General features: G+C 32.8%; 28 protein-coding genes. 15 read left to right on the forward strand and 13 right to left on the reverse strand.

Annotated elements, in window-relative coordinates; genetic code table 11:
* The first annotated feature begins 122 nt into the window (after window positions 1–122).
* From rpsB to LPC23_RS01280, 4 genes are all read left to right on the forward strand, one after another.
* Window positions 123–917 (forward strand): 30S ribosomal protein S2, encoded by a 795-nt coding sequence (gene rpsB, locus LPC23_RS01265; RefSeq protein ID WP_229325753.1) that lies wholly within the window; start codon window positions 123–125, stop codon window positions 915–917.
* 110 nt (window positions 918–1,027) lie between these two features.
* Window positions 1,028–1,852, forward strand: a complete 825-nt coding sequence (gene tsf / locus LPC23_RS01270) for a translation elongation factor Ts (protein WP_229325755.1) — start codon at window positions 1,028–1,030, stop codon at window positions 1,850–1,852.
* A gap of 115 nt (window positions 1,853–1,967) precedes the next feature.
* Window positions 1,968–2,624 carry a queuosine precursor transporter gene (locus tag LPC23_RS01275; RefSeq protein ID WP_229330443.1) on the forward strand — a complete coding sequence of 219 codons (657 nt, stop codon included), beginning with the start codon at window positions 1,968–1,970 and terminating at the stop codon, window positions 2,622–2,624.
* A 1-nt stretch (window position 2,625) separates the two neighbouring features.
* Window positions 2,626–3,186, forward strand: a complete 561-nt coding sequence (locus LPC23_RS01280) for a DNA-3-methyladenine glycosylase I (protein WP_229330445.1) — start codon at window positions 2,626–2,628, stop codon at window positions 3,184–3,186.
* Between the two features lie 131 nt (window positions 3,187–3,317).
* Here the strand turns inward: LPC23_RS01280 and aat are convergent, their stop codons facing one another.
* From aat to LPC23_RS01300, 4 genes are all read right to left on the reverse strand, one after another.
* The gene (gene aat, locus LPC23_RS01285; RefSeq protein ID WP_229330447.1) at window positions 3,318–3,953 is read right to left on the reverse strand and encodes a leucyl/phenylalanyl-tRNA--protein transferase; all 636 of its coding nucleotides are present in this window, start codon (window positions 3,951–3,953) and stop codon (window positions 3,318–3,320) included.
* Between the two features lie 125 nt (window positions 3,954–4,078).
* Window positions 4,079–6,505 carry a ribonucleoside-diphosphate reductase subunit alpha gene (locus LPC23_RS01290; protein ID WP_229330449.1) on the reverse strand — a complete coding sequence of 809 codons (2,427 nt, stop codon included), beginning with the start codon at window positions 6,503–6,505 and terminating at the stop codon, window positions 4,079–4,081.
* A gap of 110 nt (window positions 6,506–6,615) precedes the next feature.
* Window positions 6,616–7,593: a ribonucleotide-diphosphate reductase subunit beta gene (locus LPC23_RS01295; RefSeq protein WP_229325765.1), complete on the reverse strand. Its 978-nt coding sequence runs from the start codon at window positions 7,591–7,593 to the stop codon at window positions 6,616–6,618.
* A gap of 267 nt (window positions 7,594–7,860) precedes the next feature.
* On the reverse strand, window positions 7,861–8,427 hold the full coding sequence (locus tag LPC23_RS01300) for a DUF3109 family protein (protein WP_229330451.1): 567 nt from the start codon (window positions 8,425–8,427) through the stop codon (window positions 7,861–7,863).
* Between the two features lie 158 nt (window positions 8,428–8,585).
* Here LPC23_RS01300 and LPC23_RS01305 point away from each other — a divergent pair, with 158 nt between their 5' ends.
* From LPC23_RS01305 to LPC23_RS01315, 3 genes are all read left to right on the forward strand, one after another.
* Window positions 8,586–9,167 carry a MarC family protein gene (locus tag LPC23_RS01305; protein ID WP_229331609.1) on the forward strand — a complete coding sequence of 194 codons (582 nt, stop codon included), beginning with the start codon at window positions 8,586–8,588 and terminating at the stop codon, window positions 9,165–9,167.
* Window positions 9,168–9,267: 100 nt separating this feature from the next.
* Window positions 9,268–9,465, forward strand: a complete 198-nt coding sequence (locus LPC23_RS01310) for a hypothetical protein (RefSeq protein ID WP_229325769.1) — start codon at window positions 9,268–9,270, stop codon at window positions 9,463–9,465.
* A complete protein-coding gene (locus tag LPC23_RS01315; protein WP_229330453.1) occupies window positions 9,458–10,081 on the forward strand; it encodes an FAD-dependent oxidoreductase in 624 nt (207 codons plus the stop codon). The genes LPC23_RS01310 and LPC23_RS01315 overlap by 8 nt, the downstream gene beginning before the upstream one ends.
* Here LPC23_RS01315 and LPC23_RS01320 read toward each other — a convergent pair whose 3' ends face one another.
* Window positions 10,082–10,513: a deoxycytidylate deaminase gene (locus LPC23_RS01320; RefSeq protein ID WP_229330454.1), complete on the reverse strand. Its 432-nt coding sequence runs from the start codon at window positions 10,511–10,513 to the stop codon at window positions 10,082–10,084.
* A gap of 2 nt (window positions 10,514–10,515) precedes the next feature.
* On the reverse strand, window positions 10,516–11,109 hold the full coding sequence (locus tag LPC23_RS01325) for a HupE/UreJ family protein (RefSeq protein WP_229330456.1): 594 nt from the start codon (window positions 11,107–11,109) through the stop codon (window positions 10,516–10,518).
* 170 nt (window positions 11,110–11,279) lie between these two features.
* On the opposite strand from LPC23_RS01325, the gene LPC23_RS01330 reads away from it, so the two are divergent.
* From LPC23_RS01330 to LPC23_RS01340, 3 genes are all read left to right on the forward strand, one after another.
* A complete protein-coding gene (locus LPC23_RS01330; RefSeq protein WP_229325777.1) occupies window positions 11,280–11,711 on the forward strand; it encodes a TerB family tellurite resistance protein in 432 nt (143 codons plus the stop codon).
* Between the two features lie 211 nt (window positions 11,712–11,922).
* Entirely contained in the window at window positions 11,923–12,402 is a 480-nt protein-coding gene (locus tag LPC23_RS01335) for a GNAT family N-acetyltransferase (protein WP_229330458.1), read from the forward strand.
* A gap of 10 nt (window positions 12,403–12,412) precedes the next feature.
* A complete protein-coding gene (locus tag LPC23_RS01340; protein WP_229325781.1) occupies window positions 12,413–13,666 on the forward strand; it encodes an aspartate kinase in 1,254 nt (417 codons plus the stop codon).
* A 56-nt stretch (window positions 13,667–13,722) separates the two neighbouring features.
* Here the strand turns inward: LPC23_RS01340 and LPC23_RS01345 are convergent, their stop codons facing one another.
* The 6 genes from LPC23_RS01345 to LPC23_RS01370 all read right to left on the reverse strand — a co-directional run bounded on the left by LPC23_RS01345 (window position 13,723) and on the right by LPC23_RS01370 (window position 18,800).
* Complete coding sequence (locus tag LPC23_RS01345; RefSeq protein WP_229330460.1) at window positions 13,723–14,202, reverse strand: hypothetical protein; 480 nt, start codon at window positions 14,200–14,202, stop codon at window positions 13,723–13,725.
* A gap of 4 nt (window positions 14,203–14,206) precedes the next feature.
* Window positions 14,207–14,842, reverse strand: a complete 636-nt coding sequence (gene can / locus LPC23_RS01350; RefSeq protein ID WP_229325785.1) for a carbonate dehydratase — start codon at window positions 14,840–14,842, stop codon at window positions 14,207–14,209.
* A 33-nt stretch (window positions 14,843–14,875) separates the two neighbouring features.
* Window positions 14,876–16,516, reverse strand: a complete 1,641-nt coding sequence (locus tag LPC23_RS01355; RefSeq protein WP_229330462.1) for a SulP family inorganic anion transporter — start codon at window positions 16,514–16,516, stop codon at window positions 14,876–14,878.
* Window positions 16,517–16,606: 90 nt separating this feature from the next.
* A complete protein-coding gene (locus tag LPC23_RS01360; RefSeq protein ID WP_229325790.1) occupies window positions 16,607–16,888 on the reverse strand; it encodes a hypothetical protein in 282 nt (93 codons plus the stop codon).
* Window positions 16,889–16,979: 91 nt separating this feature from the next.
* Window positions 16,980–18,050 carry a sensor histidine kinase gene (locus tag LPC23_RS01365; protein WP_229330464.1) on the reverse strand — a complete coding sequence of 357 codons (1,071 nt, stop codon included), beginning with the start codon at window positions 18,048–18,050 and terminating at the stop codon, window positions 16,980–16,982.
* Window positions 18,051–18,116: 66 nt separating this feature from the next.
* Window positions 18,117–18,800, reverse strand: a complete 684-nt coding sequence (locus LPC23_RS01370) for a response regulator transcription factor (RefSeq protein ID WP_229325794.1) — start codon at window positions 18,798–18,800, stop codon at window positions 18,117–18,119.
* A gap of 203 nt (window positions 18,801–19,003) precedes the next feature.
* Here LPC23_RS01370 and LPC23_RS01375 point away from each other — a divergent pair, with 203 nt between their 5' ends.
* Together LPC23_RS01375 and LPC23_RS01380 are read left to right on the forward strand one after the other, a co-directional pair.
* Window positions 19,004–21,772 carry a TonB-dependent receptor gene (locus LPC23_RS01375; RefSeq protein ID WP_229330466.1) on the forward strand — a complete coding sequence of 923 codons (2,769 nt, stop codon included), beginning with the start codon at window positions 19,004–19,006 and terminating at the stop codon, window positions 21,770–21,772.
* 166 nt (window positions 21,773–21,938) lie between these two features.
* Window positions 21,939–23,099 carry a hypothetical protein gene (locus LPC23_RS01380; protein ID WP_229330468.1) on the forward strand — a complete coding sequence of 387 codons (1,161 nt, stop codon included), beginning with the start codon at window positions 21,939–21,941 and terminating at the stop codon, window positions 23,097–23,099.
* A 77-nt stretch (window positions 23,100–23,176) separates the two neighbouring features.
* Here LPC23_RS01380 and LPC23_RS01385 read toward each other — a convergent pair whose 3' ends face one another.
* Window positions 23,177–23,521, reverse strand: coding sequence for a toxin-antitoxin system YwqK family antitoxin (locus tag LPC23_RS01385; protein ID WP_229330470.1), 345 nt, complete (start codon window positions 23,519–23,521; stop codon window positions 23,177–23,179).
* A 261-nt stretch (window positions 23,522–23,782) separates the two neighbouring features.
* Between LPC23_RS01385 and LPC23_RS01390 the strand changes: the two genes are divergently transcribed.
* The 3 genes from LPC23_RS01390 (at window position 23,783) to LPC23_RS01400 (ending at window position 26,034) form a co-directional block, all read left to right on the forward strand.
* Window positions 23,783–24,115: a T9SS type A sorting domain-containing protein gene (locus LPC23_RS01390; protein WP_229330472.1), complete on the forward strand. Its 333-nt coding sequence runs from the start codon at window positions 23,783–23,785 to the stop codon at window positions 24,113–24,115.
* Between the two features lie 102 nt (window positions 24,116–24,217).
* Window positions 24,218–25,039 (forward strand): UDP-2,3-diacylglucosamine diphosphatase, encoded by an 822-nt coding sequence (locus LPC23_RS01395; RefSeq protein ID WP_229325805.1) that lies wholly within the window; start codon window positions 24,218–24,220, stop codon window positions 25,037–25,039.
* Between the two features lie 5 nt (window positions 25,040–25,044).
* Entirely contained in the window at window positions 25,045–26,034 is a 990-nt protein-coding gene (locus LPC23_RS01400) for a glycosyltransferase family protein (RefSeq protein WP_229330474.1), read from the forward strand.
* The last annotated feature ends 65 nt before the right edge of the window (window positions 26,035–26,099 follow it).

Genomic DNA, 26,099 nt, shown 5'->3' on the forward strand with positions numbered 1-26,099 from the left:
TTTAAAAACACAGTTATTGTTGCTCCTACCGAGGTAGGGAATAGTTTAGCATCTAAATGTATATAGCCGAGCAATCGCCATCTATACATTGCTAATCAACAGAACGTAAACTAGTACAAAAAATGGCAAACAAAGTTGAAGTAAAAGAATTACTAGAAGCAGGTGTTCACTTCGGACACATGACTAGAAAATGGGATCCAAACATGGCTCCTTACATTTATATGGAACGTAATGGAATCCACATTATCAATCTATATAAAACTGCAGCAAAAATCGAAGAAGCTAATGAAGCTTTGAAAAAAATCGCTGCATCAGGTAGAAAAATCTTATTCGTTGCTACCAAAAAACAAGCAAAAGATATCGTAGCTGAGAAAGCTAAAGCTGCAAACATGCCTTACATCACTGAAAGATGGCCAGGTGGAATGTTGACTAACTTCGTAACTATCCGTAAAGCTGTTAAAAAAATGGCTACTATTGATAAAATGAAGAAAGACGGAACATTCATGACTCTTTCTAAAAAAGAGCGTTTGCAAGTAGATCGTCTTCGTGCTAAATTAGAGAAAAACTTAGGTTCTATCGCTGACATGTCTAGACTACCTGCAGCCTTGTTCGTAGTTGATATCAAAGCAGAACACATCGCAATAAAAGAAGCTCAAAAATTAAACATTCCAGTTTTCGCAATGGTGGATACGAATTCAGACCCAAGAGAGGTTGATTACGTAATCCCTGCAAATGATGATGCTTCTAAATCAATCGATAAAATTTTAACTTTAGTTACTGCAGCTGTTGTTGAAGGTCTTTCTGATAGAGGATCTGAAAAAGACGCTGAAGAAGTTGCTGCTCCTGCTGCTGAGGTAGAAGCTGCTGTTGAAGTAGAAGCTGCTCCTGCTGCTGAAGCTCCAGCAACTGAAGAATAAATAAAACCATTTAAAGATTGAAGGATTTAAAGATTACAAAATATTAATTGTTTCAATTGATACTTAGTCCTTAAATTTTTCAATCTTTTAATCTTTAAATTAAAAAAATTATGGCAACAATTACTGCTGCAGACGTAAATAAATTAAGAACAATCACAGGTGCAGGTATGATGGACTGTAAAAAAGCCTTGGTTGAAGCTGACGGAGATTTTGATTTAGCTATCGAAAACCTACGTAAAAAAGGACAAAAAGTAGCGGCTAACCGTTCTGATAGAGAATCTACAGAAGGTGCTGTTATCGCTGTTGTAAACGACGCTAAAACATCAGGTGTTGTTATCTCATTAAACTGTGAAACTGACTTCGTTGGTAAAAACGAATCTTTCGTGAAATTGGCACAAGAATTAGCTGCTTTAGCTTTGAACTTTGATTCTAAAGAAGCATTCTTAGCAACTGATTTCCACGGAATCACTGTAGCTGACAAATTAATCGAGCAAACAGGAGTAATCGGAGAAAAAATTGAAATCAGTTCTTTCGAAAGATTAGAAGGAGCCTTCGTTGGTTCTTACATCCACGCTGGAAACAAAATCGCTACTTTAGTTTCATTATCTGCTAATGTTGCTGGAGCTGAAGAAGCTGCTAGAAACGTAGCTATGCAAGCTGCTGCTATGAACCCAATTGCTTTGAACGAAGCTGGTGTTGATGCTGCTGTTATTGAAAAAGAAATTGAAATCGCAAAAGAGCAATTGAGAGCTGAAGGAAAACCAGAAGCAATGTTGGAAAACATTTCTAAAGGAAAAATCCAACGTTTTTACAAAGACAATACATTAGTAAACCAAGATTATATCAAAGATGGTGCTATGAATGTTGCTGCTTACGTAAAATCAGTAGATGCTAACTTGACTGTTACAGGATTTAAAAGAGCTGCTTTAGGATAATCTAAAGTAGATTTTTAATCTCCAATATAAAATCCCATTCCTAACGGAATGGGATTTTTTTGTAGCAATAATTAAAAATAAAAATAGTAAGTTTGAAATACTAAACACTGCACCAATGTTCAAATCCAAAAAAGACATCGTATTTGTAATCTTAGCAGGTATTTTCATTACCAATGCCGTGGTTGCCGAATTAATTGGGGGAAAACTAATTCAAATTGGTCCATTTGTCATGAGTATTGGAATTTTGCCTTGGCCCATAGTTTTTTTAACTACAGACTTAATCAATGAATACTTTGGCGAAAAAGGCGTTCGCCGACTGTCTATTCTTACCGCTTGTTTAATCGCTTATGCTTTTATCATTTTACTACTTGGAATTGCCATTCCGGCTGCCAAAGGAATTAGCCCAGTAAGTGACGAACAATTTCAAGCCGTTTTCGGACAAAGCATGTGGATTATTGTCGGAAGTATTATTGCCTTCTTAGTTTCGCAATTAATTGACGTAACTGTTTTTTGGTTTTTCAAAAACAAAACAGGTGATAAGAGGATTTGGCTTAGAGCAACAGGATCCACAGTAGTGTCACAGTTATTTGATTCATTTATTGTATTGGGAATTGCATTTTGGCTACCTGGAAAAATTGACTTTGAAACGTTTATGGGCTCCGCATTAACAGGCTATACTTTTAAATTAGGCATAGCGATACTTTTAACGCCTTTAATTTATTTGGGACACCGAATTATAAAAAACTATTTAGATAGCGATCTACCAGCTTAAAATGGATAAAAACAGATGCAAATGGTGCGTAGGCATCCCGATTTACGAAGCCTATCACGATCACGAATGGGGAGTTCCCGTTTATGACGACCAAAAATTATTTGAATTTCTAATTCTAGAAACCTTTCAAGCAGGTCTAAGTTGGATCACCATTCTGAAAAAAAGGGAAAACTTCCGCATGGCTTTTGACCAATTTGATTACCAAAAAATAGCGCTATACAGCGAAACAAAAATTCAAGAATTATTACAAGACGGTGGAATTATTCGCAATCAATTAAAAGTGCGTGCTACAATAACTAATGCAATTGCTTTTATGGAAGTTCAAAAAGAATTCGGTAGTTTCAGCAAGTATATTTGGCAATTTACAGATGGCAAGCCAATTGTGAATCAACCACAGACTATGAAAGACATTTCTGCTACTACTCCACTTTCGGATGCCATTAGTAAAGATTTGAAAAAACGGGGGTTTAAATTTGTAGGTTCAACGGTAGTTTATGCTCATATGCAAGCTACCGGAATGGTAGACGATCACGTTGCGGATTGTTGGAAAAGAACTAACTAAGTACGATTTACGAGGTACGATATACGAAGTACAAAGTGAAGTATAAACTACGCATTTGTCATGCTGAACTTGTTTCAGCATCTAGTTACGAGAACACAATTTGATATTGAAATTTTTATTTACCATTAAATTCAGCTTTTGAGAATTTCAAAGAATTCATCTCTTGCGATTTCACGACAACCTAAACTTTCTAAATGCGGATTGTAAATTTGGCAATCCAACAATTTATAATTTTTTGCTTTTAAATGGCGTGACCAATGAATAAAAGCTACTTTGGAAGCATTCGGGACTTTTGAAAACATACTTTCTCCGCAGAAAATAGTTCCTAAGTCAACTCCATACAAACCACCAACTAGTTCGTCGTCATGCCATACCTCAACGGATTTGGCTATGCCTAATTCATTCAACTTGCAATAGGCTTCAATCATCTCATTGGTTATCCAAGTTCCCTGTTGCCCTTCTCGTTTAATTTTTTGACAATTGGAAATCACGCCTCTAAAATCTTGATTAAAGGTTACTTTAAATGTGTTTCGATTTAAAATGTTTCGCATACTTTTGGAAACTACTAAATCATCAAAAAACAATACCATTCTGGGATTGGGCGACCACCACAATATAGGATCACCCGGCTCAAACCAAGGGAAAATACCACTTTTGTATGCCAATACTAATCGCTCAGGGGATAAGTCTCCACCAATAGCTAAAAAGCCGTCTTCGCTAGCTGTAGCAACGGGAGGAAATACTAATTCTTTAGTAAGGTAATGCATTTTGAAAATAAATGATTTAAAGCTACAAACCTTTATAGGCTGGAAGCTTTTTTGATGAAATGAAAACAGCCATCAAAAATGACAGCTGTTTTACTATTTACTTGCCCTTAAGCAGATTGTAATTATTATGAACCACACATTTCGCAATCTTCAGGACCTGCGTTACGCGCTTGTTCAATCATCGCTCTGTATTCATCGGCGGTCATTTCAACTGCTTCATTAACTACTGCAACAGCTTGTTCCTTCACTTCTAATTCAACTACTGCTTCTGGCTCTTGTTTTTTATCATTGTTTACAGTAAACTTAATCGCATCTACTGCTGATTTCGTTCTTAAATAATACATTCCTGTTTTTAAACCTGATTGCCAAGCGTAGAAATGCATCGATGTTAACTTAGAATAATTCGCATCTTGCATAAACAAGTTCAACGATTGTGATTGGTCAATAAAATACCCTCTGTGACGTGACATATCGATAATATCTTTCATTGACATTTCCCAAACGGTTTTGTACAATTCTTTCAAATCTTGCGGAATCACATCAATGTTTTGAACAGATCCATTTTCACGCATGATTTGCTGTTTTAACGATTCATTCCATAAGCCACGCTCCACTAAATCGTGCAATAAATGCTTATTTACAACAATGAATTCTCCTGACAATACTCGACGTGTATACAAGTTAGAAGTATATGGTTCAAAAGCTTCGTTGTTACCTAAAATTTGAGAAGTAGAAGCCGTTGGCATTGGCGCAACTAACAATGAGTTTCTAACTCCATGTTCAACCACTTCTTTACGTAATGATGCCCAGTCCCAACGACCAGATAGCTCTTCGTCTTTCATTCCCCAAAGGTTGTGTTGGAATTCTCCTTGAGATATTGGAGATCCTTTGAAAGTAGAATATGGACCTTCTTCTTTAGCCATTTCCATTGAAGCAGTAACTGCAGCAAAGTATAATGTTTCGAAGATTTCTTGGTTTAATTTTTTAGCTTCATCACTTGTAAATGGTAAACGCAACATGATGAAAGCATCTGCTAGTCCTTGCACACCAAGACCTACTGGACGGTGACGTAAATTAGAGTTTTCTGCTTCTTTCACAGGATAGTAATTTCTATCAATTACTTTATTCAAGTTGCGAGTCACACGCTTAGTAACATCAAACAACAATTGGTGATTGAAACTTCCGTTTTCAACAAACATTGGTAACGAAATCGAAGCCAAGTTACATACCGCAATTTCATCTTTAGAAGTGTACTCCATAATTTCGGTACACAAGTTAGACGAACGGATTGTTCCTAAATTCTTTTGGTTTGATTTACGGTTGGCCGCATCTTTATATAACATGTAAGGAGTTCCAGTCTCAATTTGAGATTCTAGGATTTTTTCCCATAATTCACGGGCTTTAATCGTTTTTCTACCTTTACCTTGAGTTTCATATGAAGTATACAACGCTTCAAATTCGTCTCCATATACATCATATAATCCAGGACATTCATTTGGACACATTAAGGTCCAGGTAGTATCTTCTTGCACACGTTTCATGAACAAATCAGAAGTCCACATGGCAAAGAATAAATCTCTAGCACGCATTTCTTCTTTTCCTGTATTCTTTTTCAAATCCAAGAAATCAAAAATATCAGCATGCCAAGTTTCGATATAAATCGCAAAACTTCCTTTACGCTTTCCTCCTCCTTGATCTACATAACGAGCCGTATCGTTAAATACTCTCAACATAGGAACAATTCCGTTTGAAGTCCCATTAGTTCCACGAATGTAAGAACCCGTTGCACGCACATTGTGAATTGACAATCCAATTCCTCCAGCTGATTGTGAGATTTTAGCGGTTTGTTTTAAGGTATCGTAAATTCCGTCAATACTGTCATCTTGCATCGCTAAAAGGAAACAAGAAGACATTTGTGGTTTTGGTGTACCTGCATTGAACAAGGTTGGAGTTGCATGCGTAAAGAATTTTTTCGACATTAAGTCGTAAGTTTCTATTACAGAATCCAAATCATTCATGTGAATTCCAACCGAAACACGCATTAACATATGTTGTGGACGCTCTACAATTTTTCCGTTGATACGCAACAAATACGAACGCTCTAAAGTTTTAAATCCGAAGTAATCGTAATTAAAATCTCTATTGTAAATGATATGCGAATTTAAAAATTCGGCATTTTCTTGAATTACTTTATGAACTTCTTCTGACAATAAAGGAGAAGCCTGGTTGGTTCTAGGATTAACATAATGGTACATCTCATTCATCGTTTCAGAGAATGATTTGTTGGTATTTTTGTGCAAGTTAGAAATTGCAATACGCGCTGCTAACTGTGCATAGTCTGGATGCGCTATCGTCATCGACGCTGCGGTTTCGGCCGCAAGATTATCTAATTCTGATGTAGTAACACCGTCATACAATCCTTCAATCACACGCATTGCTACTTTTACAGCATCAACTAAATCATTTAAACCATAACATAGTTTTTTAATTCTATCTGTGATTTTGTCAAACATTACCGGCTCTTTATGGCCGTCTCTTTTTACTACATACATAATCTTGTGGTTTTAAGAAAACAAAAAATCCCTTCTTTGCTTTCGAGTATTTGTTATTATTTTTTTGCGCCGCAGCGCGGTAATCTATTTAGAATCCAAACAAGTTCGAATTAAAAATCGGCGTCGAATGTGATTTTTTGAGCTTCTGAATCGGTATTCATAACTCCTGCTTTTTGGTATTCACCAACACGTTTCTCGAAGAAATTCGTTTTTCCTTGTAACGAAATCATGTCCATGAAATCAAAAGGATTGGATGAATTATACACTCTTTCACAACCTAATTCTACTAAAAGTCTATCCGTAACAAACTCCAAGTATTGCGTCATTAAATTAGCATTCATTCCAATCAAACTAGCTGGAAGCGACTCTGTTATGAATTTTCTTTCGATATCCAAAGCATCAGTCAAAATTTCTGTGATTCTAGCTTTTGGCACTTTGTTTACCAAATGGTGGTTGTGCAAATGAACTGCAAAATCACAGTGCATTCCTTCGTCTCTTGAAATCAACTCATTTGAAAATGTCAAACCTGGCATTAAACCACGTTTTTTCAACCAATAGATAGAACAGAAAGATCCAGAGAAGAAAATCCCTTCTACAGCTGCAAAAGCAATTAAACGTTCTGCAAAAGAATCAGAGCTAATCCATTTTAAAGCCCATTCTGCTTTCTCTTTAATAGCTGGAAACGTTTCTATTGCATGAAACAATTCGTGTTTTTCAGCTTCATCTTTCACATAAGTATCAATTAGCAAAGAATAGGTTTCGCTATGAATATTTTCCATCATGATTTGGAAACCATAGAAAAACTTCGCTTCAGGATATTGTACTTCAGACACAAAATTTTCAGCTAAATTTTCATTTACAATTCCGTCAGAAGCAGCAAAAAATGCTAAAATATGCTTGATAAAATAGCGCTCATCGTCATTTAACTTGTTGTTCCAATCATTCAAATCGGTATGTAAGTCAATTTCTTCAGCTGTCCAAATACACGCTTCTTGTTTTTTATACCATTCCCAAATATCTTGGTGTTTTATTGGGAAAATAACAAAACGATCTTTGTTTTCTTGTAAAATTGGTTCAATAGCAGACATAATTATGGTTTGTTTTTTTGATTGAAAATAAATGAAATTTGGGATTGTTTGGGGTTTACAAAGATTGTGAAATATTGCGGTTATTAAAAGTCAAACTTATTCACAATCAGCCCTAGTTTTTAACAAAGTTAAAAATAACTGGGTTTTTGAACCAAAAACATAATTTACTAAAAATCAATGTTTTAAAACCAATAAAAATCGTTGTAGTGCCGTAAAATATAGGATTTCTGAGCAATTAGCTATCGGCGAAAAGAGGAGTTAGATAATCTATTTTTTTAAATCTGTTGCTACTTTTTCAAGTTCCAAATACCAGTCTTCGCCAAACCTTCTAACTAATGCTTCTTTGACAAATTTATAGACTGGAACTTGCAATTCTTTGCCCAAACTACAAGCGTCATCACAAATGTCCCATTTGTCGTAATTCACAGCAGTAAACTCACTAAAATCTTTCACTCGAATAGGATATAAATGACAGGAAACTGGTTTTTTCCAACTTACAATTCCTTCGTTGTAGGCTTGTTCAATTCCGCACAAAGCCGTTGCGCCATCAAAAATAACGTAGGCACAATCTTTGCCTTCAATTAAGGTAGTTTCCAAATCTCCGTCTGTACCCTTAATCCATGTTCCTTGCGCTTCAATAGCAGCAATTCCTTCAGGACGCAAATAGGGTTTTACCTTTGGGTAAATTTCCTCAAGAATTTTTGTTTCTTCTTCGCTCAATGGTGCGCCAGCATCGCCGTCAATGCAGCAATTGCCTTTACAAGCGGATAAATTACAAACAAAATCTCTTTCGAGTATTTCTTCAGAAACGATGGTTTTACCTAATTGAAACATTGGATCCCTAATTAACAAATGAAATGCAAAGGTAAATAAAGCTCTCGAAGAAATATACTCCTGATAAACACTATTACAAAAATGGTATAATTATGGGTGAATTAATTGTATCACAATACATTAATTTCTTTAAATGTGTAACTTTGCAAAAAAAAGATATGTTCGAAATTGATTTTAGAGAAATCCTAACCGTTGGAATGGTATTATTTGCTGTAATTGACATTGTAGGTAGTATTCCAATTATAGTGGATTTACGAACAAAACACGGCCACATTGAATCTGAAAAAGCGTCAATAGTTGCAGGAATAATTATGATTGTCTTTTTATTTATTGGAGAAGAGTTTTTGAAAATAATCGGAATCGATGTCCATTCATTTGCAGTTGCAGGATCCTTTGTTTTGTTTTTCATTGCTTTGGAAATGATTTTAGGTATCCGAATCTATAGGGATGAAGAATCCAGTTCTGCCTCTATCGTGCCTATTGCCTTCCCTTTAATTGCAGGCGCAGGAACAATGACCACACTCCTTTCATTGCGATCTGAATTTAACACAATCAATATACTTATTGCTATTATATTGAATTTAATATTAGTCTATATAGTATTGAAATTATCATCAAGATTAGAAAAAATGCTTGGTAAAAATGGACTGGGAGTTATACGTAAAGCTTTTGGAGTAGTGCTTTTGGCTATTGCTGTTAAATTATTTGCCGCTAATGTTAAAGGTTTGTTTGCCTTATAAAAAAAAGTATAAATTTACACCGGTATTTGATGATAGTCCATTATAAATTGGTTTATTCCAGATTTATTTTCATCAATCTTTAACTACTAATTTTTTATTTATGAAGATTTTTACAACAATTTTGATTTTTTTAGCGTCTGCTTTACTATTGTTTAACATAAGCCGACTTGATATTTCTCATTTTTTTGAAGGCGATAGTATGTATGCTTTAATCGGCATTGGAGCTTCAATCTGTGCTATTCTAATTCTATTGATTTTCAGAATGTCTAAGGATATTGAAAAAAGAATGAATGAATAATCAATTTGACGCACTAATTATTGGAGGTGGCGTTTCAGGGATATCTTGCGCACTTGTTTTAGGCTCGGCAAAAAACAAACCTTTTGCCTCAAATAAAAAAATTGGAATTTTTACCCACCAAAAATCTTCCGCATTACAAGAAGCCGTTTTCAATAATGCTTATGGAATTACTCCAGGCAAATTAGGTTCTGAATTATTAGACGAAAGTACTGCACATCTTTCTGAATTGTACCCGCACATTATTCAAATTCCAAATGAAAAAATAATTGAAATTCAAGGAGAATTTCCTGAATTTACCGTTATTTCAAATAAAAACACTTACCAGACAAAATATATAATTGTAGGTATTGGTTCTGCCAATACATTTGATATTAAAGGTCTTACTGAATTTGTGGTGCCACACCAAAAATCTTTGGCTGAAAAACAACGAATTCAATTACAAAATACCGACCATAAAGTAACTGAAGGTATCTATGTAATAGGAACTTTAGCGGGTTGTCGAAGTCAGTTGACAATTGCAGCAGGAAGTGGAGCAGCAGTAGCTACCGATTTACTAACGCTATGGAATGATGGTATAGCTGTTCAAGTACATGACAACATTAAAAAAAAGCTGTAATTATTGTTCTAAAACAGGAATTTGTTCAACTTCAATTCCGGCTTTAATTAAAAATTGAAGTCCCGAATCATCGCGGTATCCATTGTGATACACTACTCGTTTAATTCCAGATTGATGAATTAACTTACTGCATTCTTTACATGGAGAAAGAGTGATATACAAGGTAGCTCCTTCACAAGATTGTGTTGAACGTGCCACTTTAAGAATAGCATTCGCTTCGGCATGTAAAACGTCCCAACGCGTCAAACCTTCTTCATCTTCGCAGCAATTTTCAAAACCCGAAGGCGTTCCATTGTAACCATCTGAAATAATCATGCGGTCTTTTACAATAATAGCACCTACTTGTTTGCGTTTACAATAGGACAACAAACTCCATTCTTTGGCAATCCTTAAATACGCTTTATCGTATTTGTTTAATTTTTTATCTTCCATTTTTATTGATTCCAAATTACACTTTCTATAATCATCGGTAATACAACTCCGACGATAAATGCCGAACCTACTAATATCCAATCGCGTCTAGAATATTTAAAGACAGTTTGCACAATATAAGCCAATACTAAAACAGCCAAAACAACCGATAATTGTGCCGCTTCGATTCCTAATGCAAATTCTAACAAAGGAACTAATTTAGAATTGGAGCTACCTCCTAGCAACGTATTAAAGTAATTAGAAAAACCAAATCCATGGATGATTCCAAAAAAAAGCGTAATTAAAAAAACCCAATTAATCTTTCCTTTTTTATTTGATTTTCCAATACTAGCTAAATTATAAATAGCGGTTAAGAGTATCGTGATTGGAATTAGAAATTCAATAAAACTGGCCTTGACTCCTAAAATTTTGTACACAGAAAAAACCAAGGCAGTGGTATGTCCAAGAGTAAATAAAGTAACCGAGAGGATAATTTTTTTCCAGTCCTTAAAAGTAAAAGGAATTACTAAGGCCATCAAAAACAAAACATGATCGTAAGCCTGAATGTCTAAAACATGATGCAACCCAATTTGAAAGTAAACCCAAAATTCTGACATATTTTTTCAAATTTCTAATTATTGGTAAACTTACAATTAATTTTGAAAAAGTGAATTTAATAGCCCGAGAAATAGTTTCACAAATAAAAAACATTCCGAATTTACGAATGAAAGTAGTCTGTTTTTTGTAAAAATTTGTACCTTTATGGTAATCATTAAACACAATTATTATGTCATTTTCAGATTTATTTGATAGCGAATTCAAAACAAGAAACAAAGGTCATTTTTCAGCAATAGCTCGTGTAGCACTTGCTGATGGATACTCATCAGTTAAAGAGAAAACATTTTTAGACAAACTAGCCGCTAATCTTGAAATTTCAAATTCAGAATACGAGGAGATTTTAGAAAATCCAACCAAGTATCCAATAAATCCGCCTTATTCTTACAATGAACGATTGGAGCGTTTATTTGATCTAGGCCGAATGGTTTATATTGATGATGAATTAGGAGAAGGACAATTACAATTATTAGAAAAATTTGGAATTGCTTTAGGATTTACTCCAAGTAACGTAGAATTTATTGTTAGAAAAGCATTGAAACTAATTGAGAAAAAATCGGATTTAGATACCTTTATATACGAAATGAAAAATATGTATAAATAATCCCATTTTAAAAATTATATAAAACAAAAGCTCCTTAGTTAAGGGGCTTTTTTAATGAAATCGAGTGCAGTAATTCAAATTGGAAGTAACAAATAGTGTGTTTTTTGTGAAAATGATACAAATTATAGTATGAAGTGGCCTATCATTGTATATTTGTTACTCCAATTAAGATGCAATTTGTTTTTAAAAATTAAATCTAAAACCAAAAAAAATGATCGTACGAAAAGGAACACCGGAGGATATGCAAGCGGTTTTGGATTTAATCCAAGAATTAGCCGAATTTGAAAAAGAACCAGAGGCTGTAGTGATTACAGTAGATGATTTAATCCGAGACGGTTTTGGATCTCATCCATTATTTCATGTATTTGTTGCCGAAGTAGATCAAACAATTGTTGGCATTGCTTTGTATTATTACCGCTATTCTACTTGGAAAGGCAAAACAATTCATCTTGAAGATTTAGTAGTCAAACAAAGTGTGAGAGGAACAGGTATTGGATATGCATTGTATTCAGAAATTATTAAACAGGGAAAAATAGATAAAGTAAGACGAATTGAATGGGCTGTACTGGATTGGAATACACCGGCTATTGAGTTTTATAAAAACTCTGGAGCGAAGGTTTATGACGAGTGGAAAATAGCACAAATGGATGAGGAAAGTATTCATTATTTTGTTGAGAATAAATTAAAATAGCAAATAAACTATGAGAATATTCAAATTTGGTGGGGCTTCTGTAAAAGATGCCGATGGTATCAAAAACGTGTATGACGTATTACAAAAAGCAGGCTACGAAGATGTTTTATTGGTGGTTTCTGCCATGGGTAAAACTACTAACGCATTGGAAGTTGTGATCAAAAATTACTTCGAAAAATCGAATGAGTTAAATTCATCTGTTCAGGAAATAAAAAAGTACCACAATCAGATTGTTTTGGATTTGTTTGAGAACGAAAATGATCCAGTTTTTGCTGCTGTAAATGAACAATTTTCAGACTTAGAATATTTTTTAGCGCACAACAAATCCCCAAATTATAATTTTGTTTACGACCAAATTGTAAGTTATGGCGAATTAATTTCAACAACCATTTTAAGTCACTTCATGAATTTCATGGGTATAAAAACGCAATGGTTAGACGTTAGAAATTTCATTAAAACGGATGCTAATTATAGAGATGCTGGAGTAGATTGGGAATTGACTCAAAAAAACATTTCAAAAAATATCGCGCCAAAAATTCTAAATATTACTCAAGGATTCTTAGGGTCTGATGAAAATAATTTTACTACTACTTTAGGGAGAGAAGGCTCTGATTATACCGCAGCAATTTTTGCTTATTGCTTGAATGCAGAAAGTGTAACCATTTGGAAAGATGTGCCAGGAGTAATGAATGCCGACCCACGTTATTTTGAAAACGCAAGTTTACTGAATCAAATTTCCTATCGTGAAGCTATCGAGTTGGCTTTTTATGGCGCATCTGTAATTCACCCAAAAACCTTACAACCCTTACAGAAAAAAGAAATTCCTTTGTATGTAAAGTCATTTCTAAATCCTTTATTAAAAGGAACAAGTGTTTCTAAAGGCGTGGATCTCGAACCGCATTTACCTTGTTTTATTGTAAAAAGAAACCAATTATTAATATCGCTTTCTTCCATTGATTTCTCTTTTATAATGGAAGAAAATATTAGTGAAATTTTTGGATTATTTCATGCTCACAAAATTAAAGTGAACCTAATTCAAAATTCGGCAATTAGTTTTTCTGTATGTGTCGAAGATAAATTTGGACAATTCAATGAATTGAATGCTATACTTTCTAAAAAGTTTAAAGTCGATTTTGAAGAAAATGTTACCTTGTATACCATTCGACACTTTGATGAATCGGCAGCTACAACTGTTGAAAAAGACAAAACAGTATTATTAAAACAAATTAGTAGAGAAACAATGCAAATTGTCACTAAAGAATAATTCATTAATAAAAAAAGCACCTTATTAGGTGCTTTTTTTATAATTATTAAAATGTACTAATACTGATACAAAACTGCTTTTGTTTCGTCAGGTTTCTCAGATACAATAACTACAAAAGGGCTTTTTAAACTTGCTGCCTTTTCTTGAAGTCTTCTTTTCTTCATCTTCTTCACATCATAATCTGCTTGACCTTTGGTAACGCCAAAAAAAGAGTTAATTGATTCTCCTTTTTTTAAACCTATAGTTTGAGACTGTTCTAAGAAAACAACTTCGTTAAAATTAGCTTTATCTTCACAATTAATTCTATTTGAAATCGTAGCGACTTCTCCATTAGATTTATTTGTGAGTGACGCAACAGCATATTTGCTTATTTTTTCAACTTCTGTACTATTTGGCATTGAAAAGTAGACCAAATTGGTTTCTTGCTTAATCAAATTAACCGCCATTTTTTCGCCATTATGCTTTACTAAATCATGAGTTTGAGCAGACATAAAAAACGACACCATACAACTCAATACAATACCTGTCTTTTTCATTTTCTTAAAATTTAAGTTGATACACATTATCTAAATCTTTCTCTGAACTTATATTAACTTGCAAATCAGTTACAAATCCTGAGTTCAATCCATAAACCCAGCCATGCAAAGTTAATTCTTGTCCTTTTCTCCAAGCAGACTGAACGATCGAGGTTTTAGCCAAATCGAAAACCTGTTCCTTAACATTGAGTTCTACAAATTTATTAAATCTTTCGTTTTCATCGAGAAAAGAGTCTAAATATTCATTATGCAAACGATAAACATCTTTAATGTGTCGGATCCAATTATCAATAATTCCAATAGAATCATTACCCATAGCGGCTTTTACCCCTCCACATCCATAATGACCACAAACTAATACATGTTTTACCTTAAGAACATTAACCGCATAATCAAGAACGCTTAACATATTCATATCAGAATGAATTACCATATTAGCAATATTTCTGTGAACAAAAACTTCTCCTGGTTTAGCTCCTATAATTTCATTAGCCGGCACTCTACTATCAGAACAACCAATCCATAATAATGGAGGGGTTTGCCCTTTGGCTAAATCTTTAAAATAATTGGGGTCTTTTTTAAGTGAATCTTCAACCCATTTGGCATTATTGTCTAAAATCTTTTTATAAAAATCTATCATAATAATTGTTGTTATTAATAAACTTAAAGCCTACTATTTGAAATTACCAACTTTTTTTTCAACCATTTTTCTTTTAAGAGCATCATAATAATGCTCAATAGTGACATGGTTCTCTTCACTGTTTTCTAATTGATAAGTCTTTTTAAAGCCTTTAATTTGAACGTTTATTGAATTTTCTTTAGCTCTAATTGTCTTAAACTCATGAATCAAATCTAATATGTCATGAGCGATATAAACGGTATCTGATGCGTCAATTATTACCTTAGAATTATTTGGGATATTTTTTAAAGTTTCTTTAATATCGGCTTTATTCAAAAAGGAAACTTCTTGTGCTAAATCAATGTGAATAACATCTCCGTCGATATACTCCTCTTTTCTAAACACATATGCCCGTTTAAGATTTCCTTTCAAAACAAAAATAACACTAATAATCATCCCAAGAACTACCCCTTTTAAAAGATCTGTAAAAACAACTGCAATCAAAGTAGCTATAAATGGAATAAATTGATACTTTCCTTTTTTCCAAAAATGAATAAATGTGGCTGGTTTAGCTAGCTTATATCCAACTAAAAGTAATACAGCTGCTAATGTAGCTAATGGAATTTTATTGAGAAGTAAAGGAATTGTAATTACACTCACAAATAACAAAACTCCGTGGATGATAGCAGACAGCTTAGACTTTGCACCAGCAGTACTATTTGCAGAAGAACGAACTACAACTGATGTCATTGGTAACCCCCCAATTAATGAACTTAAAATGTTTCCTACACCTTGCGCTTTTAACTCTACATTAGTATCTGTATAGCGCTTATGCACATCCATTCTGTCAGCTGCTTCAATACACAATAATGTTTCAATTGAAGCTACAATTGCTATTGTAATTCCCACTAACCAAACTTTTTGATTCATAATTCCGGTGAAATCAGGAAACACAATAATTTGTTGAAAGTCGTCTAAAGAAGCTGGTGCTGGTAAAGAAACTAAATGCTCTTTACCAATGGCAAAGTGACTACCAGAACGAATAAACAATTCATTGATAATTATACCTAAAACTACAGCCACTAATGCTCCAGGAATTAATTTTAATCGTTTTAAAACTGGAACTTTATCCCAAATAATCAAAACAAATAATGAAATTACAGCAATTATTATTGAACCTATTTGGATAAAATCAAAAATAGAGAGTAATGATGTAATTGAATTGTTCCCGTCTGACTGAAGAAAGGATTGGTCTCCTTCAAAATCGCTATCAAATCCTATTGCGTGGGGTAATTGCTTCATAATTATAATGATTCCGATTCCGGCGAGCATTCCTTCAATTACATTAGTAGGAAAAAAGTTCGATATTGTACCCGCTTTTATGTACCCCAGAATTAATTGAATTATTCCAGCAATAAATACAGCCGTCAAAAATAAATTAAAACTTCCTAAATCAGTTATTGCAGTTAAAACAATTGCTGTCAATCCAGCTGCAGGACCAGAGACACTTATATGTGATTGACTTAAAAAGCCTACTACTATACCACCAATTACTCCAGAAATAATCCCTGAAAATAATGGAGCACCTGAAGCCATTGCAATTCCTAAACACAATGGAAGAGCTACTAAAAAAACAACTAGACCAGAGGCAAAATCGGATTTAAAGTGAGAAAAAAGATTGATTTTTTTTGACATGATATTGAACTAAATTATAGATAAAACAAAGCACAGGTTGAGAGTGCAAAGAATGATTTTAAAACGATTTGTTTCAAAATAAATACTATTTTAACTTAGTTCTGGAGGTGGTATAAAAATCCCTAAAGAAACATCCTTTTGTTTAATTGGGTTTTCAGAGGATACAAATTTGCTTATTGTTGATGGTAAAAAAAGTCTATTGGGAATTTGTTCAAAATAAAAAACTAGCTTGATGTCTTTCTGAACTTGTTCTTCTTCAGAAAAATCGCAGACAATAGAAATACTACTATCATTTTCAATAGCACTAACAACTGTAGGTGAAATTAAAAATAAAACAAATAAAAAAAGAAATATACTAGCCAGTTTTTTCATTCAAACAAAATTAACATTAATCTTGTTTAAACCATTTAAAATATTTAAAATAAGTATAAAATTATTTTATGAAAAAATGCTAATTCTTAAATTATTTTTTAAATTGTTTGTGCGCTCTATCGACAGTAAATGAAAATTCAGAACCTTTGCCAAACTCACTTTCCACATAAATTTTTTGTTTATGTGCTTCAATAATATGCTTGACAATAGAGAGTCCAAGCCCTGAACCTCCTTCAGACCTGGAGCCACTCTTGTTTACTCTATAAAATCGTTCAAAAAGACGGGGTATATTTTGCGATTCTATTCCCTCCCCATTATCCGTAAATCGTACTAACAATTTTTTGCTTGTAAATCCAGTAACTGAAATTTCAGTTTCTCCATCTACTTTACCATATTTAATAGAGTTTACAATTAAATTGATAATCACTTGTTGGAGTTTATCTTTGTCTGCCCATACCCACATTGGCTTATTATTATGCTCCAGTACTAAGCTAATGTTCTTTTTTGCTGCTTTCATTTCAAGCATGTCGATTACGCTTTGAACTAGTTCTACGATGTCAAAATCGGAAAATTCTAGATTCAATTCTCCTGATTCTAACTTACTAATCATATCAAGATCTTCAACTATATATATTAAACGCTCAACTCCTTTTTCAGCGCGTTCTAAGTATTTTTTTAAAATTGCCTTATCTTCCATTGCACCCTCATTAAGAGTAGATAAGTAACCCTGAACTGTAAAAAGAGGTGTTTTTAATTCGTGAGAAACATTGCCTAAAAATTCTCTTCGGTATTGTTCTCTAACCTGAAGCATTTCGATCTCTAATTTTTTATCCGAAGCAAATTTCTTTACTTTTCTGGATAGTGTCTCCATGTCAGTTGCTATGGGCTGATTCCCTGTTGCCGATTCTAGCATTGCAACATCGTCGTAAATTTTTCTAATTCTGTTGTAAATAAATCGTTCGATTCTGTATTGCAAGACTAAAAAAGAGAAGGAAAACAAAATCAAGAAGAAAATTAATCCATACAATAAAACCGCATTCTTTTCTTCTTTGAAAGTAAATCGAAGCAAAATCATTCCAAATAAAGTAGCTACTAAACTTATTAAAGAACCAGATCTTAATGCAAAACGATAATTTCTTTTAAAACTTTTTTTAACAACCATATCCATATAAATAAAAAACAACGCAAAAAATGCGTTGTCTAAAGTACTACTATTTTTTAAAATGGTTTAGACTTCTATTTTGTATCCAACTCCTTTAATTGTTTTGAAAAAATCATCTCCTATCTTTTCTCTCAATTTTCTAATATGAACATCAATGGTACGACCACCAACAATAACATCATTCCCCCATATTGTATCCAAAATTTCTTCTCTTTTAAATACTTTTCCTGGCTTAGAAGCTAATAAATAAAATAATTCAAATTCTTTTCTTGGTAATGAAATCTCAACACCGTTTTTAATTATTTTATATTCTTCACGATTGATTTCGATTCCGCCCACGCTTAATGTACCTGTGCTTTTTTGTTGTTCATTAAACCTTCTTAGTAAAGCATTCACTTTACTTACTAATAGTTTTGGTTTGATCGGTTTACTAATGTAATCGTCAGCTCCAGCATCAAATCCAGCAACCTGAGTATAATCTTCATTACGAGCGGTTAAGAAAGTGATTATGACATTCTCTAATTCAGGGATTTTTCTAATAGCCTCACAAGCTTCTATTCCGTCCATTTCAGGCATCATAACATCCATAATGATTAGATTAGGAAGTTCTGCTTTAGCTTTAGTTATAGCTTCTTTGCCATTAGCTGCAGTAACTATTCTGTATCCCTCTTGAGATAAATTAAACCCAACTATTTCCAAGATATCGGGTTCGTCATCTACCAATAAGATTTTAGCTTTACTCTTAGTCATTTTGTTGTGGGTTCCAGTTAAATTTGTTGTTTTATAAACTTAATGTGGTGTAAATATAGGATAATTTAAATACAGAAAATCTTATTAACCTAAATTTAATCTAGTAACAATTTGGTAATATTAAGTTGTCATAAAAATAACAACTTAGTAACTTACAAATAACAGTGCAGCGGTTTATTTGCAAAAAATAAATTGACTTTAAAATGAAATTAAAATTTGTATTATTTACATTATTAATGTGCAGCATAGGCTTGGCACAATCTAAAGGTACAGTTAGCGGAACCATTCTTGATAAAGAATCCAACAACCAACCTCTTCCATTTGCAAATGTAGTAATTAAAGGAACTTCAATTGGCGTAAACACAGATATGGATGGTAAATATTCCATCAATCTTAATGAAGGAAATTACATTATCCAATTTAGTTTTGTTGGTTATGAAAATATTGAAGTGCCAATAACTATAAAATCAAACGAAACAGTTGTAATCAATAAAACTTTGGGATCTGGGAATTACACCTTGAAAGATGTTGTAGTACGTGCCAAAGTAAATAGAGAAAAAGCAACTGCTCTATTGCTAGAACAAAAAAATGCCGTTGCAATTAAACAAAGTATTGGTGCTCAAGAATTATCAGCTAAAGGAATTAGCGATGTAGAAGAAGGGCTAACCAAAATTACTGGGATTTCAAAAGTAGATTCTAAAGGATTATTCATTAGAGGTTTAGAAGATCGATACAATAACTTGTTAATTAATAATTTAGCTGTCCCATCTAACAGTCCATTTAAAAAAATTATTCCATTAGATCAATTACCTACAGACGTTGTGGGTTATATGGATGTTTTCAAAACATTCAATCCTGATATTTATGGGGATTTTTCAGGTGCAACAATCGATGTAACAACATCTCAACCAACTGAAAGTCAAACTAAAATTTCATTTGGAACCGGATTCACAACAAACAATAACTTAAGTGACTTTTTATTATCCAATGATGCAACTAACACAAAAAGTTTTTTTGGATTTGGGGGACAAGAAAGAGCAATTCCAAAAGAATATGGTACAATTCCATCAGCTAGAATTAGCAATGAATTTGACTCTACTTGGGACGTAACAAAAAAACAGTCGCCATTGAATACAAGTTTTGGTTTAAGTCATTCTGATAAATTTGAAATAGGCAAAAACAATCAAAAATTGTACTATAATTTCTCTACTAACTTTGAAAATAAATACCAAATTAGAGAAGGTGTTGATCGTACATTTTCTCAAGGACAAGGAATTTATGATAACAATTTAAATAGAAAACAGTTCAAATTTCAAACACAATCTTCTGCTTTATTTGGTCTTCAGTACAAATCAGATCGTTTAAACTTGTTTACTAATAGTTTGTTTTTAAAAACAACCGAAAATATCATTCAAGATCAAGTAGGTTATACAAGAACTGCTGTTCAAAATCCAAATGAATTTATTAGACTAAATCAATACGAAGAAACACAGTTTTTTACTAACCAAGCATTTGGTAATTATAAAATAACGGCTGATGATAAGCACTCTATAAACGCTGGTATTTCATACACAAGAACAAATTACAATCAGCCAGATAGAAAATTTGTAACTGGTAGATTAGTAAATGCAAACCAAATCGAAACCCAATACGGAAGTAATAATTTAATTAGACAATTTTTTAATATTGATAATAATTTTCACTTATCAGGAAAATTTGAATACAATTTAAAATTTGGTAAAAAAGAAGATTTAAAAAACAAATTGTCTTTTGGTTATAATGGTTTTGCAGAATATTTAATTTCTAAATTTCGTTTTGCTTTTGGAAAACCAAATGGAGCATCTATTCCTTACAACGTTGCTGCTAACAATATCGATGCAGAAATTCAAAAAGACATTGCTGCAAATAGAGTTTATTTCCAAGAAGAATCTTCTAGTGAGTATAAAACTAAAGTTTTTCAAAGAGCGGATGGGGTGTATACCAACTTGTTAATTCATTTAAATGAAAAACTAGAATTCAACACTGGAATCCGATTAGAAAATACTATCAGAGAATTTAAATACAGAACCATTTCAGATCCAATTTCAAGTCCATACAGAAAGAAAAATCTTGACAAATTATATGTGTTACCCTCTTTAAATATAAAATACCAAGCGACAGAAAAAAGCAATATTCGTTTTGCTGCGTCTAAAACCTACACAAAACCAGTTTTGTTTGAAAGTTTGGATATAAATCTTATTAATGCGGATGGTACTACAGAAATTGGTAATTCAAATTTAATTAATAGTGAGAATTACAATGCAGACCTAAAATTTGAGTTATTCCCAACTAAAAACGAAATGTTTGCTGCTACTTTATTCGCAAAATATATTGACAATCCAATCGAAAGAACCATTCAAGCAAGCGCAACAGGAAGTGGACAAACCATAACCTACTTTAACAATGATAGCGCTACTTTGTTTGGTGCTGAATTTGAAGTACTATTGCAATTGTCAAGAATAAATGAAAACTTAAAAGGGTTGTCTTTTGGGTTCAATACTTCTTTAATGCTTACTGAAGCAGTAGTAAATAAAAATCGTGTAGGATACTTTGATACTTATGAAAAAAGAGATTTACAAGGTGCTTCTAATTGGTTGATTAATTCTGATTTAAAATACGAATTTAGTAACAATGATAAGTGGAAAAATACTGCTTCATTGGTTTACAGTGTTTATGGAGATAGAATATTTGCAGTTGGTGTAGCTGGTTACGATCATATTTATGAAAAACCATTTAACAAACTTGACTTTGTTTGGAGTAGTGTTATTGACAAAAAATGGAATTTAAAATTCTCAGTAGATAACATTTTAAACCCAGTTTATAGAAGAGAACTAGGAACTAAAAATAAGATTGCTATAGATGAAGCGTCTTTACTTCTTCAATCGTTTCAAAGAGGCGTAGGGTTTTCTACCAGCGTTTCTTATACATTCTAAATATATAAAGAGCAGTTCACTTACTGCTCTTTTTTATTTACAATTTGAAAACATTGAATTAACTATTTGATGATTACCTGCTAACAATTTTATAACTATTTCGATATCAAAAGGAAATATTAGCAACATACATTTGCCTTAACAAATTTAAATAAACAATACAAAAATGAAAAAATTAATTGTAAGCTTATCTATTTTAGCTTTGACATTTACAGGATGTTCAACTACTGATGACGAAGAAACATTACAACCAGTAGAAGGTGAAATCACAGGATCAATAACAAGTAACAAAACCTATGCTTTTGGTAACTACACACTAAGTGGAATCGTTACTATTGAATCAGGTGTTACAGTTACTTTTGATGCAGGTTCAAAAATTACTGCCAATGCAGCCAATGGTGTGGATGCATTAGTTGTAAAAGCAGGAGGAAAATTGATTATTAATGGAACTGCTTCTCAACCAGTAGTATTTACTGAGCCTTCTGCTACTCCAGGTTCATGGGGCGGAATTATTATGTATGGCGATGCTCCAATAAATGGTTCTGGTGCTACAACAACAAGAACTTCAGAAGACGGATTAAATTTACCTTATGGAGGTTCAAACCCTACTCATAATGGAGGAGCATTACGATATGTTCGTGTGGAATATGCTGGTAAAAAAATCACTGATGGAACAAGTGAAATGAATGGTTTCTCATTTTATTCAGTAGGTTCTGGAACTGTATTAGATCATTTAGTATCTTACAAAGGTGCTGACGATGGATTTGAGTGGTATGGCGGAACTGTTAGTGGGACAAACTTAATTTCATTTGGTAATTACGATGACTCTTTCGACTGGCAAGACGGATGGCAAGGTCAAAATAACTCAAACTGGTATGTTTACCAAGAAGGAATTGGAAATTTTGGTATGGAGATTGAAGCATCTAACAATGATAACGCTTACTTCCCAAAGATTGCTAATATCACTTTAAAAAGAGCTCCTGGAACAGTAACAGAAGGTGGTTCATCTGCAGCTGAATATGATGCGATTCAATTCAAAAAAGATGGAAATGGTGATTTTACTAACATCACAATTACTGGATATACTACTTCTGGCGCAACAGCAGTTCGAATTCAAGATGCTAGAACTAATACTAACCAAGTTAATACTGGTAAAATAAAATTAACTTCAGTTAAAATAAATGATGGTACTAGTCAGTTTGCTGGAGCTGGAACTCTATCTGTAAACTTTCCAACTGCTAATTACACTATTAACGCTAGTGCAACTGGAGCAAGCTTAACAGCTGGTAACTGGGCGACTGTAAATGGTGCTACACTTATTAAATAATATACTTAGTATATAATAAATAAAAAACCCATTTAGACAAAACGTCTAAATGGGTTTTCTTTTTGATTTAAATAAAATTAATTTGAAGCAACAGACCCTTTACTCCATTTTTTAATTGATAAAATAGTATCTTTTGAGTAGTCTACTTCAGATAAACCTTCGTTATTCCAAAAAAACCAGTTCCCAACTTTTTCTCCTTTTGAATATTCAGCGATGGCAATTTTGACACCATTCGCATTATAGGATATCCATTTCCCTTCTAATTTTCCATCAATAAAGAATCCTTCTTGTTGAATTTCACCGTTTTCATGGTAATAAGTTGCTTTAACTGTACCATTAATATCTTCTAATTTAGGCTCTATATTTTGCGCAAAAGCTACACTAGAAACCACTAACACTGCGATCATCATTAATTTTTTCATTTTGTTAGGTTTTAATTGTTAATAATTACATAACAAATATATAAATTAATTTACACTAACCAAACATTTACTTAACAATTTGGTAACATTGGGGAATTTAAAATTAATAAAATATTCAATTAGTGAGTATAAAAAACTGATTCACAGTAATTTAATTCATTAAATTATCAAAAAAAATAATGTTATCGACAAACGATTTTTTATTCATTTTAGTATTGGTGTTGAAAAAAATAGTACTTTTATAATGTAGAATTAAACAAAATGAAAAAATTATACTTCATTAGTCTTTTGTTTTTACTTGTGTTTACTTCAAAAATAGTAGCTCAAGAAACAAAACAACAATTTAAACTTCAAGAAATACCAATTGAAGGTTTAAGCTTGTACCCTAATCCTGTGACTCACGGTAAAGTATATATTTCTTCTAAAAATGATTTAGACAAAGAAATTCAAATCTTTGATGTATTAGGAAAGAAAGTAATCCATACTCAATTAAATTCTAAAGAATTAAATCTTTCATCCCTTTCTCCTGGTGTATACATTATAAAGATTAGAGAGGAAGAACATACTGCTACACGAAAATTAATTATTCGCTAAATTTAGAAGTAACTTAAACAATTAGGTTACAATTGTAATGATTTAGTAATCTTCACAAAACATAGTTTTAACATGATGTTTTTACATTCGTAAAAACAACTCATGAAAAATAAACGAAAACTCCCTCTTGTAGTTTTAAGTGATGTACACTTGGGAACTTATGGATGTCATGCTAATGAATTAGTCTATTATCTTAAATCCATTCAGCCTGAAATGCTAGTTCTAAATGGTGATATCATTGATATTTGGAACTTCTCTAAAAGATATTTTCCTGCAGCTCACATGAATGTATTGCGACAAATTTTAAAAATGTCCAATCAAGGCACCAAAGTGGTATATATTACTGGTAATCATGATGAAGCATTACGAAAATATTCTGACACTAATTTAGGTAATATTGAATTAGTAGATAAACTAATCTTAGAGCTTGACGATAAAAAAGTATGGATTTTTCACGGAGATGTTTTTGATTCTTCTACTAAAGGCTATGCGAAAATAATTGCGAAACTAGGTGGTAAAGGGTATGACTTACTAATCCTCATCAATTGTTTTGTGAATTGGTTATTAGTTCTCACCGGAAAAGAAAAAAGAAGCTTCTCAAAAAAAATCAAAGACAGCGTTAAAAAGGCGGTGGCATTCATCTCTAATTTTGAAACTACTGCTGCAGAAATCGCAATCGAAAAGAAATTTGATTATGTTGTTTGCGGGCATATTCATAAACCACAAATGAAAGAGGTTTCTAACGAAAACGGAAAAGTAGTTTACTTAAATAGTGGAGACTGGGTTGAAAACTTGAGTGCATTGGAATACAACAAAAAGAAGTGGCGCATCTATCGGTATCAAAAAATTGATTATACCAATCAAACACAAGACTCAATTGAGGATAGCATTATAAATGATATTGTTAGTAAAATTTTAGCATAACAATTATGAAAATTTTTTACGCCATACAAGCTACTGGAAACGGACATATTAGTAGAGCGATGCAACTCTATCCGTATTTACAGAAATTCGGAGAGGTCGATTTTTTTATGAGCGGTAGTAATGCAAGTCTTGCAATTGATCTGCCAGTAAAATATAAAAGTGCAGGTTGTAGTTTATTTTACAGTACCTGTGGCGGTTTGGATTATTGGAAAATCGCAAAAAACGTTCGCCCTTTACAAATGATTAAAGAAGCCAAATCACTACCATTAAAGAAATATGATGTAATCATCAATGACTTTGACTCCATTACTTCTTTGGCTTGCAAAATGCAAAAAGTACATTCCGTTCAATTGGGACACCAAGCCAGTTTTGTATCTAAAAACACCCCAAGACCCGATAAGAAAAGTATAATGGGCGAAATGATTTTAAAACATTATGCTTCCGCACCCAAAAATATTGGATTGCATTTTGAAAAATACGATTCGTTTATTGTTCCTCCTATCATTAAAGAAGAAATTCAGCAAGCTAAGCCGAAAAACTTAGGACATATTACTGTTTACTTACCTTCATTTGACATATCCTGTTTAGAAAAAGCATTCCGGAATATGCCAAACCAAGAATTTCATTGGTTTCTGAATGACATCAAAACAAAACAAAAATTAGGAAATATCACATACTATCCTGTAAATCAAGCCGATTTTAATGAAAGTCTAATCAATTGTCATGGAATAATCACTGGCGGGGGATTTGAGACTCCAGCAGAAGCATTATTCCTTAGAAAAAAAATACTGAGTATCCCAATTCAAAAACACTACGAACAAGAATGTAATGCTGCGGCATTGAAAAAAATGGGCGTACCAGTAGTTTATGAAGTCGGTGATGACTTTGATAGTGTAATTGAAAATTGGCTAAATACAGATACTCCAATGCCTTTGATTCAAGCCAATGAAATCAATGCAACATTACAATATCTATTTGACACCTATAAAGATTAAAATCAAGCTCCTTTTTTGGGGCTTTTTTTATTCCCATTTATTTTCCCATTTATTTCAATTACTTT

It is taken from the genome of Flavobacterium ammonificans (assembly GCF_020885975.1).
GTDB lineage: Bacteria > Bacteroidota > Bacteroidia > Flavobacteriales > Flavobacteriaceae > Flavobacterium > Flavobacterium ammonificans.

Coding starts and splice junctions, on each gene's coding strand:
- LPC23_RS01385 (WP_229330470.1), bottom strand. CDS start 23,521: ATGAAAAAATTAATGATGATCGCAGTGTTAGTGGTTTCTAGTGTAGCT.
- LPC23_RS01390 (WP_229330472.1), top strand. CDS start 23,783: ATGAAAAAATTATACTTCATTAGTCTTTTGTTTTTACTTGTGTTTACT.
- LPC23_RS01280 (WP_229330445.1), top strand. CDS start 2,626: ATGGATAAAAACAGATGCAAATGGTGCGTAGGCATCCCGATTTACGAA.
- LPC23_RS01370 (WP_229325794.1), bottom strand. CDS start 18,800: ATGACTAAGAGTAAAGCTAAAATCTTATTGGTAGATGACGAACCCGAT.
- LPC23_RS01380 (WP_229330468.1), top strand. CDS start 21,939: ATGAAAAAATTAATTGTAAGCTTATCTATTTTAGCTTTGACATTTACA.
- LPC23_RS01300 (WP_229330451.1), bottom strand. CDS start 8,427: ATGTTTCAATTAGGTAAAACCATCGTTTCTGAAGAAATACTCGAAAGA.
- LPC23_RS01340 (WP_229325781.1), top strand. CDS start 12,413: ATGAGAATATTCAAATTTGGTGGGGCTTCTGTAAAAGATGCCGATGGT.
- aat (WP_229330447.1), bottom strand. CDS start 3,953: ATGCATTACCTTACTAAAGAATTAGTATTTCCTCCCGTTGCTACAGCT.
- tsf (WP_229325755.1), top strand. CDS start 1,028: ATGGCAACAATTACTGCTGCAGACGTAAATAAATTAAGAACAATCACA.
- LPC23_RS01295 (WP_229325765.1), bottom strand. CDS start 7,593: ATGTCTGCTATTGAACCAATTTTACAAGAAAACAAAGATCGTTTTGTT.
- LPC23_RS01325 (WP_229330456.1), bottom strand. CDS start 11,109: ATGTCAGAATTTTGGGTTTACTTTCAAATTGGGTTGCATCATGTTTTA.
- LPC23_RS01365 (WP_229330464.1), bottom strand. CDS start 18,050: ATGGTTGTTAAAAAAAGTTTTAAAAGAAATTATCGTTTTGCATTAAGA.
- can (WP_229325785.1), bottom strand. CDS start 14,842: ATGATAGATTTTTATAAAAAGATTTTAGACAATAATGCCAAATGGGTT.
- LPC23_RS01315 (WP_229330453.1), top strand. CDS start 9,458: ATGAATAATCAATTTGACGCACTAATTATTGGAGGTGGCGTTTCAGGG.
- LPC23_RS01400 (WP_229330474.1), top strand. CDS start 25,045: ATGAAAATTTTTTACGCCATACAAGCTACTGGAAACGGACATATTAGT.
- rpsB (WP_229325753.1), top strand. CDS start 123: ATGGCAAACAAAGTTGAAGTAAAAGAATTACTAGAAGCAGGTGTTCAC.
- LPC23_RS01395 (WP_229325805.1), top strand. CDS start 24,218: ATGAAAAATAAACGAAAACTCCCTCTTGTAGTTTTAAGTGATGTACAC.
- LPC23_RS01355 (WP_229330462.1), bottom strand. CDS start 16,516: ATGTCAAAAAAAATCAATCTTTTTTCTCACTTTAAATCCGATTTTGCC.
- LPC23_RS01320 (WP_229330454.1), bottom strand. CDS start 10,513: ATGGAAGATAAAAAATTAAACAAATACGATAAAGCGTATTTAAGGATT.
- LPC23_RS01305 (WP_229331609.1), top strand. CDS start 8,586: ATGTTCGAAATTGATTTTAGAGAAATCCTAACCGTTGGAATGGTATTA.
- LPC23_RS01345 (WP_229330460.1), bottom strand. CDS start 14,202: ATGAAAAAGACAGGTATTGTATTGAGTTGTATGGTGTCGTTTTTTATG.
- LPC23_RS01375 (WP_229330466.1), top strand. CDS start 19,004: ATGAAATTAAAATTTGTATTATTTACATTATTAATGTGCAGCATAGGC.
- LPC23_RS01275 (WP_229330443.1), top strand. CDS start 1,968: ATGTTCAAATCCAAAAAAGACATCGTATTTGTAATCTTAGCAGGTATT.
- LPC23_RS01310 (WP_229325769.1), top strand. CDS start 9,268: ATGAAGATTTTTACAACAATTTTGATTTTTTTAGCGTCTGCTTTACTA.
- LPC23_RS01330 (WP_229325777.1), top strand. CDS start 11,280: ATGTCATTTTCAGATTTATTTGATAGCGAATTCAAAACAAGAAACAAA.
- LPC23_RS01360 (WP_229325790.1), bottom strand. CDS start 16,888: ATGAAAAAACTGGCTAGTATATTTCTTTTTTTATTTGTTTTATTTTTA.
- LPC23_RS01290 (WP_229330449.1), bottom strand. CDS start 6,505: ATGTATGTAGTAAAAAGAGACGGCCATAAAGAGCCGGTAATGTTTGAC.
- LPC23_RS01335 (WP_229330458.1), top strand. CDS start 11,923: ATGATCGTACGAAAAGGAACACCGGAGGATATGCAAGCGGTTTTGGAT.